This window comes from Salegentibacter profundi, from assembly GCF_054121475.1.
On record NZ_JBSYGG010000002.1, the window covers coordinates 308666 to 322595 of the forward strand.

A 13930-nucleotide genomic window follows, 5' to 3' on the forward strand; every position below is an offset into this window, starting at 1 on the left:
ATGAAAAAGATCAACTAACTGAACAATGAAAAAACTCCTTTTCTTTTTGAAGATATAATATTGTTCAGTTTGAAAAATTCCTATAAACTATCTTTAAGCTGGGTCATATATTTTATGATTTCCTTTTTCTCCAATTCTGAAAATTTAGCATCCCAATGGATAAAAGTGTAGGAATCCAGCGGCATTTCATCATCCTCAATCTGGCTTATAATAGACCTTAACTTACTGTTTTTTCTTCTATCAGAAAGCTCGCCCCATTCATTAAAATTTAGTTCAGATTTTCCTTCCCTGATGTGATTTTCCAGAAACCAGGCCACTGGTTGTATCCTGTTATACCAGGGATATTCAGTATTGTTGCTATGGCAATCATAACAGGAAAACTTTAATTTATCCTGTACGTCTTTGGGAACATTGTTCACCAGCATAAAATCTGATTTTGGTACCACTTCACTTTGGTTGCTATTGGTGGGCACAAACTGGATGCCCACCAACACAACTAAAAAAACCAGTGCAATGATTTTGATTGCCTTCATTTAGTTAATCTCTCTTTGCACCTCTCCACAATCCATCATTTTACTTCCATAATAGGGATTTTTGATTTCTTTGGTTACACTCAACCACTGTGCACCTTTGTTATTATTGTACATCGGGCAATAAGCTTGGTACAACTTTTGGCTGGTTCCGGCAATGTCAATCAAGTCTATCATGTCCTTGCTCAAAATGTCGAAATGTTCCCGCTGGTGGCCTATGGGGCTTTCCGCAATGTGCTCCGCATGCTCTGTGGCGTCTTCTATGATATCTTGCAGTTCTTGTTGGTCGTCCTGTTCATAGTTTTCCGTTTCAAAGGTCTTTAACTGTCCCACCATTTTTTTCCCGGCTTTGGCCGCTGCCTCTTGATCGTCGTTTACCAAAGCACTTTTAAGCTCCAGGTAAGTGGTCAGACTGGCATCGGCTTGGCTATCCTTGCCGGTTTCCGTTCTATTATCATCCATCGGGGCGGTACGCTCAGTGGCCGAGTCTTCAATAGTTGCATTACTGTTTTTCTCGTTGTTCTTGCAAGAAGTGCTTATTAAGGCAAATGCCATAACCATCACTCCCAAACTTACTTTTACTGTTTTCATTTTTCTTGTTTTAAAAAGGTTTTTATTTCTGTTACTTCAATTAATTAAATTTTCCGGATGCCATAAAACACAGCCCGGAACTTAGTATTTACTTTAGTTGTTCGGCAGGAAATAAAAAAAGCACTTACCGGCTTTCTTTTTCCCCAGTCCTTATTTTTATACGCTTTTCCACGTTGCTTACATAAATGAGTCCGTCCCCGCTTTTGCCAGTACGGGCGCTTACTTGTATAATATTTACAATTTTATCTACATCTTCTTTTTCGCACACTATCTCCATTTTTATGACTTTGCTGTGCATAAATGGAAAATCCAGGCTGGGGGAAGCGGTTTTGGAATCAGTGTAATCCCCAACCCCCTCGCCCTGAAATACTGTAAAACAACAAAAGTTTTCTTCCCGCAGATTCATGGTCACTTCACTAAGTCTTTCGGGTCTGATAAAGGCTTTGATCTCATTCATATCTTCTAAATTTAAGTTGAAATAAGTTTTGTTATGCTTAGCTCTTTTTTGTGTAAGCTGTGTAATTCGCTTCTGAATTAAAATAGCCAACCCGGCCATTCGCGTCAAGCAGTACAATAAAGGCTTCGGTTTTATCCACTCTTTCCCCTGTTTGGGGATCGGTGGCCATCCTTGCAGATTCTTCGTTGTTCAAGGTGCCCACGCACATCTCGCAGCAACCATAATAGGTTTTCCCGTTTACCGGAACCGGGATTTGCGGTTTGGCCATATAGGCATCGTTTACCATACATACCAGGTCATTAGGCAACTTGTCTCCTATCTGAAAATCTAAAGAAAAGGTTTGTTTATTGGCGGTACTTGTACTAATTTCTGTAGCCAGTTTGTCTTGCTTTTTTTGTTTTTGCTGCTCCCCAGAGGAGTTACAAGCACCAAAAACCACGGCCAGAAGAAATACCGCTGTTAGAACTTTGAATGTATTTTTCATTTCAATCTAATTTTGTGCCTGCAAAATGGATAGACCTATAAAAAAGAGTCTATCCATACCTTGCAGGACTTTATTAATTGATAGTTTCTTTTACACTACCACATTTCAGCATTTTTTGGCCCATATATGGGTTCTTGATCGCCTTTTCATTGGAAAGCCAATAGCCGCCTTTATTAGAGTTTGCCATAGGGCAATATTCCAGGTAAATTTCACCTTTGGCAAGCTTCCCATTTTTAACCAGTTTCAACATTGCATCGCTAAGAGCATTAAAATTGTCACGTTGGTCTTCCAGAGAAGTGGCACCGGCCATTTGCGAAGCTTCTTTGCGAGCCGTCTCAGCATTTTCCACTTTTGCCAAAGTTTTCTCGAGTTTCATCGAATGCTTGGCGGCCTTTGCATCATTTGAAGCCACTAAAGCGTCCTTTACCAATAGGTAATGTTCATAAGCAGCGCCCAGATCTTTGTCTTTGAACTTAGGCGACATTTGCATTTCTTCACCATGACCAGCCATATTGTCGTGGTCGTGTTGTGCATAAACTCCCATGCTTAACAAAGTTAGAAGGAGCATCATCATTGTTCTTTTCATCTTAATAGGTTTTAAAGGTTATAAAAATTTGTTCTTCCCTGCTTTAGTTTATAGTTTCCACGATTTCGCCGCAGGTTAACATTGCGCTACCGTAATAAGGGTTTTTGATCTCTTCTGAACGGCTGAGCCAGTAGGCTCCCGCATTGTCATCTGCCATAGGGCAAAATTGCTTATAAACGGTCTGTCCCACTCCAAAAAGTTGCATCGCTTTGCTCAAATGGGCAGACAGGTGTTTAAAATGATCCCGCTGAGTAGAAATATCTTCACTCTCCGTTATTTTTTCCGCAGCACCAATTACTTCTTTTGAAATCAGCATCCAGTGGTCGTGAGCTTCACGATCCTCTAAAAGACTCATATCTATCTTGTTCATTGCTTCCAGTACTTTATTTGCAGTTGCTTGGGCGGTTTTGGCCTCATCTTCCACCAGGGCGTTTTTCAACTTCAAATATTGATCAAAAACGCCATTTAGCTGGTTGGTGAACTCTTCAGGTACCACGATGCGTTCCTGCATTTCGGTATGGTCAACGTTGCCGGTTCCTGCCGTTTCCATATTGGCATTACCCTCGCTACCTGCCATGTCCATACCGGCGTGGCCCTCGTGACCGGTAGATGTCTTGCCTCCGTCCTTGTTCATCATAGACTTTTTGCCCTGGAGTTGTGCGGCAGCATCTACGGTAAAGGCACCGTTTACCACAATGCGCTCTCCGGTACTCAAGCCATCTGTAACCGCATAATTACCACCCGCGGCGGCCCCCAGGCTCACTTCCCTCATTTCAAAGACAGGCCTGTCCGGATTGGGTTGTACGTAAACCAGCGAACGTTCCCCGGTCCACATCACTGCCGATTTTGGCACTGTAATAAGCTGGGGTTCTGTATTATCTGTATTTTCTTTATGAGCCGGTGCCACTCTCCCACGTACGAACATCCCGGGCTTTAAGCGGCCTTCATTATTTGGCAGGACTGCACGCACAGTTATCGTACGTGTTGCGGTATTAAGCAGTGGTTCAATGAAAGTAATGGGCACTTCATACTCTTTGCCGGGACGTGCATTTACTGTAATCTTTAGTTGTTGACCTTCCTCTAGTTGGGCGATCTGGTTTTCGTAAGCATCAAATTGCGCCCATACGCTACTTAAATTGGCTATCTCGAAAAGGGGTTGCCCTTGTTTAACGTAATCGCCTTCTTCCACCAGTTTTTCAGTCACCGTACCTGAAACCGTGGCGTAAATAGGAAAATATTCTTTTACCTCCCCCGAAACTTCAATTTCCTGAATTTGCTTATCGCTGAGTTTCCATAATTTCAATTTTCGGCGTACAGATTCGTATAACCGGGACTGAGAGTCCTTCATCCCCGCAGCGGTAAGCAATTCCTGCTGGGCAGAGACCAGCTCTGGGGAATAAATAGTGGCCAACACCTGCCCGCGGCGTACTTCCTCCCCGGTGTAATTTATATAAAGTTTTTCTATCCTGCCGCCAAAATAAGAAGCCTGCACACTTTTCACCTCTTCGTTCTCCACGATCTTCCCGGAGAGCACCAGGTCGTGATCCCCTAGGAGGCTATCGCCGATCTCCACGGTGTGGATATTGGCCAGAGCCAGGGCGGTTTCAGACATTTCTATTTGTTGCGGCCCAACCTCGCCGCCGCCACTCTCGGCAGGGATAAGGTCCATCCCGCAAATGGGGCAATCACCCGGCTCGGGCTGCATAATTTGCGGGTGCATAGAGCAGGTCCACAGCTGGTTTTCCTCCTCGTGATTATGTTCTTCTGTAGTGGCTGTTTCGACGTTATTTTCAGACGAATTGCCACCAAAAAACAGATAGCCCAGAAGCAGTCCTCCTAACAGTAACCCGGTGTAAATGATATATTTTTTCATCGTTTTTGTTTTAATTTATTCTGAATTATTCACTTAAATAATTGATGTTTGCACTGGCCTGGTAATAGTTTTTTACCGCTTCTATCAGGTTCAACTGAAAATTTAGCTGTAACTCCTGAACGTCCAGCACATCGTTAAAATCTATGGTGCCGGTTTCGTAATTCCGCATGAGTATCTCTTCGGCATCATTGGCTTGCTCGATGTTGAGCAGCTGGGTACGGTAGCTTATGCGTGCCTCTGCCCTATTGCTAAGAGCCGTTTCCAGGCGCGACACCAATTCGTTATGCCGGTTCTCCCGCTGTGCATTTAGCTCACGTTGCTTCAGTTCATTTTGTCGGGTAACCGATTTATATTTATTGCCGAAAATTGGAATCGTGATCGAGACCATCGGCATCAGGATATCTTTCCCACTATCCGGGGCTTCCATCGCAGTGGCTTCGCCTACCGAAACGTAATCCAGACCAAAACCCAGGTCTGGCAACGCTTCCTTTCGATTCATTTTTTCTGCTTCTCCTACCGATTCATATAGCTTGTCAAAACGCAACAACTCTGGGTGCACTTGAGGCACTTCTGGCAACTGCACCGGGTCTTCCTGTGGCACTGCCAGCGAATCGTACACCTTTACCTTAGCACCACGTTCGGCATTGAGTAGGGTATTGAAAGCGGCTTGTTCGGCTTTAAATTCTTCATCGAAGTTTTCCAAACGTTCCCGTAGCTGGTTTTGCCGCATTTGCAGGCGAAGCACATCTACGGACGAGGCTTGGTTTACCTCCAGGGAAGTAAGCGCAAGCTCCTCATAGGCTTCCAGCAGGTCTATGTTTTGTTCCAATACGCGTTGCTTTGCCCTAATGGCATAAAGCCTGTAATAATTTTCGGCCACATTTAGCAGCAGTTGCCTCTGGGCCGTGGCGATTTCCACATATTGGGCATCGGCAAGGCTTGATGCATAATTCTCCCTTGCCGTGATAGTCCCAAACCACGGAATCATTTGTTGCACCGATAGTTTGTACTGCTGTGGGCCCGTTCGGGTCTCTGGTTCGCTGGCAAAATAGCCTACGCTGAACTGGGTTTCCGGGAGTACCCCAACTTCTTCAATCCTCTCCCGGGCCGTTTCATAACGCAGTTCAAACGCCTGTATCTTCGGGTTATTTTCCAAAGCCTGGGTAAGGTAAGGCTGGAGCTGCTGGGCTGTTCCTGTAAGAAAAAAGAAAAGAGAGACAATCACCGCTAGCATTCCGCTTCTTCTATTCAATTTTATTATTAAAATATCTTTTGATTTCATAGTAAAAGGCTTTCTTCTATTTTCTATTTTCAATTCTCTTGTCATTATTCGCCGTCTCCAGGGTTTTTATGCCGGCTTCTTTTCTCCAACTAAATAACACCGGCACTACAAACAATGTGATTAATGCTATAGACATACCTCCAACCGCGGGGATGGCCATAGGGATCATAATATCGCTGCCACGCCCCGAAGACGTCAGTACGGGCAGGAGTGCCAGGATTGTTGTAGCCGTGGTCATCAAGGCGGGGCGAACACGCTTGGACCCTGCTTCCACCACCGATTTACGGATTTCCTTTCGGCTCTTGGGCTCGTTCCGGTCAAAAGTTTGGGTAAGGTAGGTACCCATTACCACGCCATCATCAGTAGCGATACCAAAGAGGGCGATAAAGCCTACCCATACCGCCACACTCAGGTTTATGGTTTTTATCTGAAACATATGCCGAAGGTTTTCGCCAAAAAAGTCGAAATTCAGGAACCAACCCTGGCCATAGAGCCAAATAAGGATAAACCCGCCAGAAAAAGCCACGAGGATCCCACTAAAGATCATAAGCGAGGTAGAAACTTTTTGAAACTGAAAGTACAGGATCAAAAAGATAATCATCAGTGCCAGTGGCACCACAACACTCAGCGTTTTTTCAGCGCGAATCTGGTTTTCGTAAGTCCCCGTGAATTTATAGCTGAGACCTTTGGGCACCCTGAGCTCCCCGTTATCGATTTTATCCTGAATAAGGGCCTGGGCATTTTCTACTACATCCACTTCAGCAAAACCATCCTGTTTATCAAAAAGCACATAGCCAATAAGGAAGGTATCTTCACTTTTTATTATCTGCGGCCCCTGCTCGTAACGGATATCTACCAACTCATCTAACGGCACCGGCGAGCCGCCCTCAACCGGAACATAGATATTGCCCATATCTTCCGGGCTGTCCCGCAATTCCCTTGGGTAGCGCACGCGTACACCGTAGCGTTCGCGTCCTTCAACCGTTTGACTTAGGCGTTTTCCTCCCACAGCAACCTCCAAAAGTTGCTGAACTTCTTCTATGCTAATACCATAACGAGCCAAACGTTCACGCTTGATATCAAGAAGCAGGTAAGGTTTTCCAACAATACGGTCGGCAAAAACGGCTTCGTCTTTTACACCTTCCACTTGCTTTAACAGGTCTTCCAGTTGGAGTCCAAAATCTTCTATTTGTCGAAGGTTTTGCCCCTGCACTTTGATTCCCATAGGTGCGCGCATCCCCGTTTGAAGCATTACCAGCCGTGTCTCGATGGGCTGGAGCTTGGGCGCCGAGGTTACCCCCGGCAGCTTGGTGGCGGCGGTGATCTCGTTCCAGATATCATCTGGCGACTCTATTTCGGGGCGCCAGTTACGGTAATATTCCCCGTCATCATCTGGAATGAGCTGTTTGTTTTTTACGCGGTGGAATTCCACGATTTCGCTGTCATTATAACTGCCAGCTGCATCTTCGTCCACCTCTAAACTTGGGTTTATTGCCAATTTGCCATTTTTTAACATAAATAAACCGTCTTCATTTACCTGGTAGCGCTGGCGTTCGCCGTGTTCATTCAGCATATATTCAGGTTTGTATTGGATTGTATTTTCATACATGGATATAGGTGCAGGGTCCAGGGCCGACTCTGTACGACCTGCCTTGCCCACTACCGTCTCAATTTCCGGGATAGCGGCCACGGCCATATCCAGCTGCTGCAAGACCCGCTTGTTCTCCTCTACACCTGCATGGGGCAGCGAAGTGGGCATCAACAAGAAGGAGCCTTCATTGAGTGAGGGCATAAATTCCTGCCCAATGTTGCGCATAATCATAAAACCGAGAATAACCAAAACGGTGGGCACCGACAAGAACAACAACTTATTGCGCAAGGCCCAATTGAGGATGCGGGTATAAAATTTTTGGAACAGGGCAAAAACACCCAGCAAACCAAAGGATATAATCCCTACCACAATAAAATTCCAGAAAACACTTTTTTCCAGACCCAACGGACGCCAATACTCGGCTAAAAGTAGCACTATGGCGAAAGCCGAAATAGCTATATTGATAACATTTGATCTTTTGGAACTAATTTTCTTTTTAAGAAGCAGTATTCCGGTTACGCCAAAAGCAATTAGGACAATACCGATGAAATATCCAAAAACAATAGCGGTAAGCCCTGCAATTATCAGAATCCCCTGTATTACCCAGCCCGCGGAAGTACGCCGGGTCCGTTTCTTAAAGAAAGATGCGGCAAATGGCGGAATAAGGAAAAGCGCAACCACTAGGGAAGCCACCAGTGCCATGGTCTTGGTAAATGCCAGTGGGCGGAACAGTTTCCCCTCTGCCCCCACCATAGTAAAGACGGGAAGGAAACTGATAATGGTGGTAAGCACGGCCGTCATAATTGCCCCGGAAACCTCGGCAGTGGCATTGTACACGATTTCATTCGTGGTCAAATATTTCCGTTCTTTGTCCTGATCGAGATGCCGGATGATATTTTCAGATAAGATCACGCCCACATCCACCATGGTCCCAATAGCAATGGCAATACCGGAAAGGGCCACGATATTGGCATCGACATTAAAGAACTTCATCGAGATAAAGACCATTAAAACCGCTACTGGCAATAAACCGGAAATGAGGATGGAGGCCCGTAGGTTAAAAACCATAACGATAATTACGAGTACCGTAATCAGGATTTCCAATGTAAGGGCTTCATTAAGCGTGCCCAGGGTTTCCTGAATCAGTTGCGTACGATCGTAAAATGGAACAATAGTTACCTGCGACTCGCGACCATCTTCCAGCACCTTGGTGGGCAGGCCGGGGCTAAGTTCATTTATTTTATCCTTTACATTATTGATTACTTCCAGCGGATTTGCGCCATAACGAGCCACAACCACTCCGCCAACCACCTCGGCACCTTCTTTGTCCAGGATACCACGGCGGGTTTCCGGACCCAGGTTTACTTTGGCAATGTCGCTTATTTTGATACTGGTAAATTCTTCTGAAGTTACCACGGCATTTTCAATATCTTCTATTTCCTGAACGTAGCCCAGCCCACGTACCAAATATTCGGCCTGATTTATTTCCAAGGTTTGTGCACCAATATCACGGTTGGTTTCCTTTACGGCCTTTACCACCTGTGCCAGGGAAATATCGTATTGACGCATCAGTTCGGGATCCACATCTACCTGATATTCCTGCACATAGCCACCTATGGATGCAACTTCGGAAACCCCGCTGGCACCGGAAAGTCCATATTTCACATAATAATCCTGAATGCTTCGCAGTTCGTGCAAATCCCAGCCCCCGGTGACATTGCCATCTTTGTCACGTCCTTCTAAGGTGTACCAAAAAACCTGGCCCAGCCCGGTAGCATCGGGACCCAGGGCAGGGTTTACACCTTCGGGAAGCAGGTTTGCCGGCAGGGAATTGAGTTTTTCCAAAATCCGGCTACGGCTCCAGTAGAACTCAATATCCTCTTCAAAAATGATATAAATACTGGAAAACCCAAACATAGAGGAACTCCGGATGGTTTTCACACCGGGAATTCCCAGGAGCGAAGTAGTAAGGGGATAGGTAATCTGGTCTTCTATATCCTGGGGGGATTTCCCCTCCCATTTGGTAAAGACAATTTGTTGATTCTCGCCAATATCGGGGATGGCATCTACCGCCACGGGATCGCGCGGAATTAAACCGGTTTCCCAATTAAAAGGGGCATTTACCACGCCCCAGCCTACAAAAAGGACTAGGAGGATAATTGCTACTAGTTTGTTTTCTATAAGAAATTTTATGCCTTTATTTAGCATCTTTATTGATAATTAAACAGTTATACATTGAATAACTTTCTGATAATATCAGAAAATTAAACACAACAAAGTAAGCCCAAGATGGAAGTAACCATAGAGCAAATCTTTCCGATAATTATCGGAAACTGTTTAAAATCAAATTAAATAAGTTTCGTGTAGTTTTTGTACGTTCCTTACAAGATAAGGAGGTGTATAATCTCTAAATGGAACAATGTTCTTATCCAGTCCATCAAAAAGATTAATATAAGTATAAAAGAAAGTAGCAACAAAGGCTTGATGCTCAAAGCTTAAATTGGTGTAAGATGTTTTTAAATCATCTTGACCGTCATTCACTATTTGTGCATCTGAACAGCAAGATTTTTCCGAAAAACCTGCTTCACAACTTTTTTGGGATGATTGATTTTCCATACCACAGGTTTGAGCATTATGAAATAAAGCAAAATCAACCAATGAATCTCCACAATAATGCATATTTACAGTAAACGACATAGTGGTAACAAATACCAAACTCGCCAAGGCTACAGATAATATTTTATGGAAAAACGATTTCATAAGATTGCAAATATATATAAAACAACGAAATATAAAAACATTAATAATTCTTTTCGTTATGTTAAACTTTTACTTCCTATACTATTTTCGACAAAAATAAAAGAATCAAACTTCTAAAAATATGATAAATATCATATTTTTATTTTCTTTTTTGCAGTATGTTCGGCAAAAATAAGTCCTAAAAAATTCATTATTAAAAATTAGTTAACATTTGTTAATTTTTTTTATATTCGTATTATGCAAAGCTTTAATAAAATAATAGCTGTTTCATTGGTACTTGCAGTAATGTTTGCTTCATCGTCTTTTACTGTGAATATGCATTTCTGCTGTGATAAACTCGTGGATATGGCGGTTTTAAATAAAGCTCAGGTTTGTGATAATGCGGTGAAGGCTCAGACCAATCCTTCAAAAAAATGTTCGTTCGAAAAAAAAGGTTGCTGTGCTAATAAATCTATAGTTAAAGAAAGTGGCGATAACTTTCAAAAAGCTTCATTTGAGATGGAAAATCATAAACTGATTTTCCTACACACATTTTTTTACACTTACGTAAATCTATTCGAAGGGTTGGAACAAAATATAATCCCTTTTAGGGATTATGACCCACCCCTCATACCGAAAGATTTTCAAGTACTCCACGAGGTATATTTAATTTGATTTCATCCTAAGTAGGTTCTTTTTCAAACAACCTACCTTATATGTTGGCCTGTACTACGCAAAGGCTAACAACTGGTGCGCTCTATCCTGAGCATACCACACTTTCAACTATTTGAAAAACAGAAATTTATAATCTATTAGAATAAATACCATTCTAAGAATAAATAATTAATACTATGGATTTACAGAAAGAATTCTGGATAAAGAATATGGTATGTAGCCGTTGTCTAAAAGTAATAACGCAAGAACTGGAAGAGATGGGAATAACCGTACTCTCTTTGGAATTAGGCAAATTATTAGTGGAAGCATCAAATAAAACGGCCACGGATATTTCTAAAAATGTAACTAAAGTGCTCCATTACAATGATTTTGAAATAGTACAAAGTGAAGAGGAAATGTTAGCTGAAAAAGTAAAAATCATCCTGATTGAACTGCTTACTGAACTACCACTTCATTTAAAAATGAAAACTTCAGAACACTTATCTTCTCTTCTTCACAAGGATTATAAGACATTGAGCAGGTTATTTTCTAGAAATGAGAATATTACCATAGAAAAATACTTTATAAAACTGAAAATAGAAAAGGTAAAGGAACTCATTCAATTGAAGCAATATTCTTTTTCGGATATAGCATATAAGCTTGATTATAGTAGCATCAATCATTTATCAAGACAATTTAAAGAGATCGTGGGAATGAGTATGACAGATTATAAGAATACAGAAAACTGGAAGCGAAATTTTTACGATGAAATCATATAAATAAGAAAGAAAATTATGAAGATGAAATACTTTAAAAGCAGGTAGCTTCCGTGTTAATTATAATATTTAAAACCCTAAGCCTGAACTCCCCAAGGCTTGTGTTGATAATCCCCCAATTACAACATAAGCCAGTTCAGGTCTTAAAAAGGCGGGGAATAAACATTAAATAAAATAAAAAACAATGAAAAATCACTGGTTATGGATGGTCATCGGCTGTGGATTACCACTACTGTTCATCTTTTTGGCACCTTCCCTTGGAATGGGAAGCGGAACTTGGCTTTTTACATTTATAGTAATAATGTTCGCCATACACCTAATGATGCCAATGCGGCACGAGAGCCATACGCACGGATTATCCGATGAGAACTTAAATAAAAAGAACAAAAAAGAAGATCAAAAAAGAGATCATCATCACTAAAGTTTAAGATATGAAACGAAAATATCAAATTAATGGCATCAGCTGTGGCGGCTGTGTTAGTAGGGTCAAAAAAACCCTTGAAGAGCACCCGGGTATCGAAAAAGCAGAAATTTTTCTGGCACCAAAAGGAGCTACGCTCATCACAATGACGGAAAATCTTTCAGTTGATGAATTACAAAAGCCACTCGACACTCTAGAGGGCTATACTATTGAAGAAATTAAAAAATAAATTTAAAACTCAACAATATGCATTTTTACGACGGAACTTTTGGAGGTATGCACCTAATATGGTGGATTATATGGATCATCTTTTTGGTTTGGATATTCTTTATTCCAACAGGCATTCCATTTCGAAAAACAAAGAAAGAAACCCCACTTGAAATTCTTAAAAAGCGCTTTGCCCGGGGAGAGATCTCTAAAGAAGAATATGAAGAGTCATTAGAGATATTAGAATCAGGTAAATAATTTACCATAGTTATAAACGAAGAGGTAGCCTCAGAATCACCTCGTATCAAAAAAAATTATAAATAAAACAGAACAAAATGAAAAAATATCAATTTACCAGTATGGCAATTCTATTGATAGCACTAATCCTTACATCTTGCCAAAAAACAGACATCGCTGAAGAAGAAACCGTTGCAGGAATTTATACGGGTACTCTAACCTATGATACGAATACTAAAAGTCCAAATGATTCAGGGAAAAGTGAAAAAGCCACAGTTGAAATCTCAGAAATGGGCAACAACCTCCTTGAGGTACACTGTTACAATGAGGCCGTGGACACTACTTTTACCTTAAATTATTACAACCACAACGAGCAGGCACTGGTATGTTATACCGGTAATGAATTTGAAGCCCGGTACGGCCATGAATTAGGCGAAAGTCACTCTGTAGGAGGTATGAAGGATATGGGAGCTGGTGAAACCGAATGGATGCATCATCTAAATGATGAACATAGTGACGACGATGAACATTATGGAGGTTTTAATATGCAAAATCATTCTTTCAGGTACCGGTTTGAAATAGAAGAAGAAGAAGGAAACATTCACTCCCTTGAATTTTACGGAACTAAATAAAGAATGGATAATTTTCGCACTAATTTGAAGCGCAACAGGTTCATCTATGACTATCTAGGGTTTAGCATAACCGGCATTAGGCCAGTTATGCTAAACTATTATGAAAAAATGACCACTAATAGACACTTTAATTTTTATAAGTCAAAAATATGACAGACTCCGATCAAATAAAACATCGGTACAATCGGGTGGCCAGCTATTATGATTGGCTGGAAAAGCCGATGGAAAAAGGCAAATTTTCAAAATGGCGAAGAGAACTCGTAAAACAGGCATATGGTAAAACCCTGGAAATAGGGGTAGGCACGGGTAAGAACATTTCCCATTATCCAAAAGATATTGAGCTGTTTGCCATTGACTTTAGCCCAAATATGCTGAGCAAAGCCAAATCCAGAAAAGGAAGCGGCCCTATAGACATCCATTTTCTGGAAATGGACGTGCAAAATATGGATTTTAATGATAACACCTTTGATACGGTGGTAACGAGTTGTGTATTTTGCTCGGTTCCTGATCCTATAAAAGGGTTACAGGAAATTAGAAGGGTTTTAAAACCCGGGGGTCAGCTTTTAATGCTGGAACACGTGAGAAGCGAAAACAAGGTCCTGGGTAGATTTATGGACTGGTTAAATTTTATACCTCTAAACATATGGGGGGCTAACATAAACCGCGAAACAGAAAATAACATTAAGGAAGCCGGGTTTTCTAATATCGAAGTGAGGCCTCTATGGAAAGATATTGTAAAACTTATCAAAATAAAGAATACCAAATAAAATTCGGACCCGTCTTTTTGTATCCCTCGTGAAATTAATTAGGCAACAGCATCCCAATCTTTATGACAATTTCAGGAATTTAAAGTCGTGTCTACTTCAGCTG

16 protein-coding genes are annotated in these 13930 nt (G+C 41.8%); 7 read left to right on the forward strand and 9 right to left on the reverse strand.

Annotated elements, in window-relative coordinates:
* Nucleotides 1–80: 80 nt before the first annotated feature.
* From ACW6NC_RS04280 to ACW6NC_RS04320, 9 genes are all read right to left on the reverse strand, one after another.
* Complete coding sequence (locus ACW6NC_RS04280) at nucleotides 81–533, reverse strand: heme-binding domain-containing protein (RefSeq protein ID WP_457863911.1); 453 nt, start codon at nucleotides 531–533, stop codon at nucleotides 81–83.
* Nucleotides 534–1121 (reverse strand): DUF3347 domain-containing protein, encoded by a 588-nt coding sequence (locus ACW6NC_RS04285; protein WP_457863912.1) that lies wholly within the window; start codon nucleotides 1119–1121, stop codon nucleotides 534–536.
* 124 nt (nucleotides 1122–1245) lie between these two features.
* Nucleotides 1246–1578 (reverse strand): P-II family nitrogen regulator, encoded by a 333-nt coding sequence (locus ACW6NC_RS04290; RefSeq protein WP_457863913.1) that lies wholly within the window; start codon nucleotides 1576–1578, stop codon nucleotides 1246–1248.
* A gap of 37 nt (nucleotides 1579–1615) precedes the next feature.
* Complete coding sequence (locus ACW6NC_RS04295; RefSeq protein WP_037314436.1) at nucleotides 1616–2062, reverse strand: hypothetical protein; 447 nt, start codon at nucleotides 2060–2062, stop codon at nucleotides 1616–1618.
* 73 nt (nucleotides 2063–2135) lie between these two features.
* Nucleotides 2136–2648, reverse strand: coding sequence for a DUF3347 domain-containing protein (locus ACW6NC_RS04300; protein WP_034892138.1), 513 nt, complete (start codon nucleotides 2646–2648; stop codon nucleotides 2136–2138).
* 43 nt (nucleotides 2649–2691) lie between these two features.
* The gene (locus ACW6NC_RS04305; RefSeq protein ID WP_311501979.1) at nucleotides 2692–4521 is read right to left on the reverse strand and encodes an efflux RND transporter periplasmic adaptor subunit; all 1830 of its coding nucleotides are present in this window, start codon (nucleotides 4519–4521) and stop codon (nucleotides 2692–2694) included.
* A 25-nt stretch (nucleotides 4522–4546) separates the two neighbouring features.
* Nucleotides 4547–5803, reverse strand: a complete 1257-nt coding sequence (locus tag ACW6NC_RS04310; protein ID WP_457863914.1) for a TolC family protein — start codon at nucleotides 5801–5803, stop codon at nucleotides 4547–4549.
* A 16-nt stretch (nucleotides 5804–5819) separates the two neighbouring features.
* On the reverse strand, nucleotides 5820–9602 hold the full coding sequence (locus ACW6NC_RS04315) for an efflux RND transporter permease subunit (protein ID WP_093302934.1): 3783 nt from the start codon (nucleotides 9600–9602) through the stop codon (nucleotides 5820–5822).
* 135 nt (nucleotides 9603–9737) lie between these two features.
* On the reverse strand, nucleotides 9738–10154 hold the full coding sequence (locus ACW6NC_RS04320; RefSeq protein ID WP_057481156.1) for an HYC_CC_PP family protein: 417 nt from the start codon (nucleotides 10152–10154) through the stop codon (nucleotides 9738–9740).
* 237 nt (nucleotides 10155–10391) lie between these two features.
* Here ACW6NC_RS04320 and ACW6NC_RS04325 point away from each other — a divergent pair, with 237 nt between their 5' ends.
* The 7 genes from ACW6NC_RS04325 to ACW6NC_RS04355 all read left to right on the forward strand — a co-directional run bounded on the left by ACW6NC_RS04325 (nucleotide 10392) and on the right by ACW6NC_RS04355 (nucleotide 13827).
* Nucleotides 10392–10808, forward strand: coding sequence for an HYC_CC_PP family protein (locus tag ACW6NC_RS04325; RefSeq protein ID WP_027884435.1), 417 nt, complete (start codon nucleotides 10392–10394; stop codon nucleotides 10806–10808).
* A 176-nt stretch (nucleotides 10809–10984) separates the two neighbouring features.
* Nucleotides 10985–11566, forward strand: coding sequence for a helix-turn-helix domain-containing protein (locus tag ACW6NC_RS04330; protein ID WP_457863915.1), 582 nt, complete (start codon nucleotides 10985–10987; stop codon nucleotides 11564–11566).
* A 181-nt stretch (nucleotides 11567–11747) separates the two neighbouring features.
* A complete protein-coding gene (locus tag ACW6NC_RS04335; protein WP_457863916.1) occupies nucleotides 11748–11984 on the forward strand; it encodes a hypothetical protein in 237 nt (78 codons plus the stop codon).
* A gap of 10 nt (nucleotides 11985–11994) precedes the next feature.
* Complete coding sequence (locus ACW6NC_RS04340; RefSeq protein WP_457863917.1) at nucleotides 11995–12213, forward strand: heavy-metal-associated domain-containing protein; 219 nt, start codon at nucleotides 11995–11997, stop codon at nucleotides 12211–12213.
* Nucleotides 12214–12230: 17 nt separating this feature from the next.
* Nucleotides 12231–12449, forward strand: coding sequence for an SHOCT domain-containing protein (locus tag ACW6NC_RS04345; protein WP_457863918.1), 219 nt, complete (start codon nucleotides 12231–12233; stop codon nucleotides 12447–12449).
* Nucleotides 12450–12526: 77 nt separating this feature from the next.
* Nucleotides 12527–13060, forward strand: coding sequence for a hypothetical protein (locus ACW6NC_RS04350; protein WP_457863919.1), 534 nt, complete (start codon nucleotides 12527–12529; stop codon nucleotides 13058–13060).
* Between the two features lie 149 nt (nucleotides 13061–13209).
* Nucleotides 13210–13827, forward strand: a complete 618-nt coding sequence (locus tag ACW6NC_RS04355) for a class I SAM-dependent methyltransferase (RefSeq protein WP_457863920.1) — start codon at nucleotides 13210–13212, stop codon at nucleotides 13825–13827.
* Nucleotides 13828–13930 lie beyond the last annotated feature (103 nt).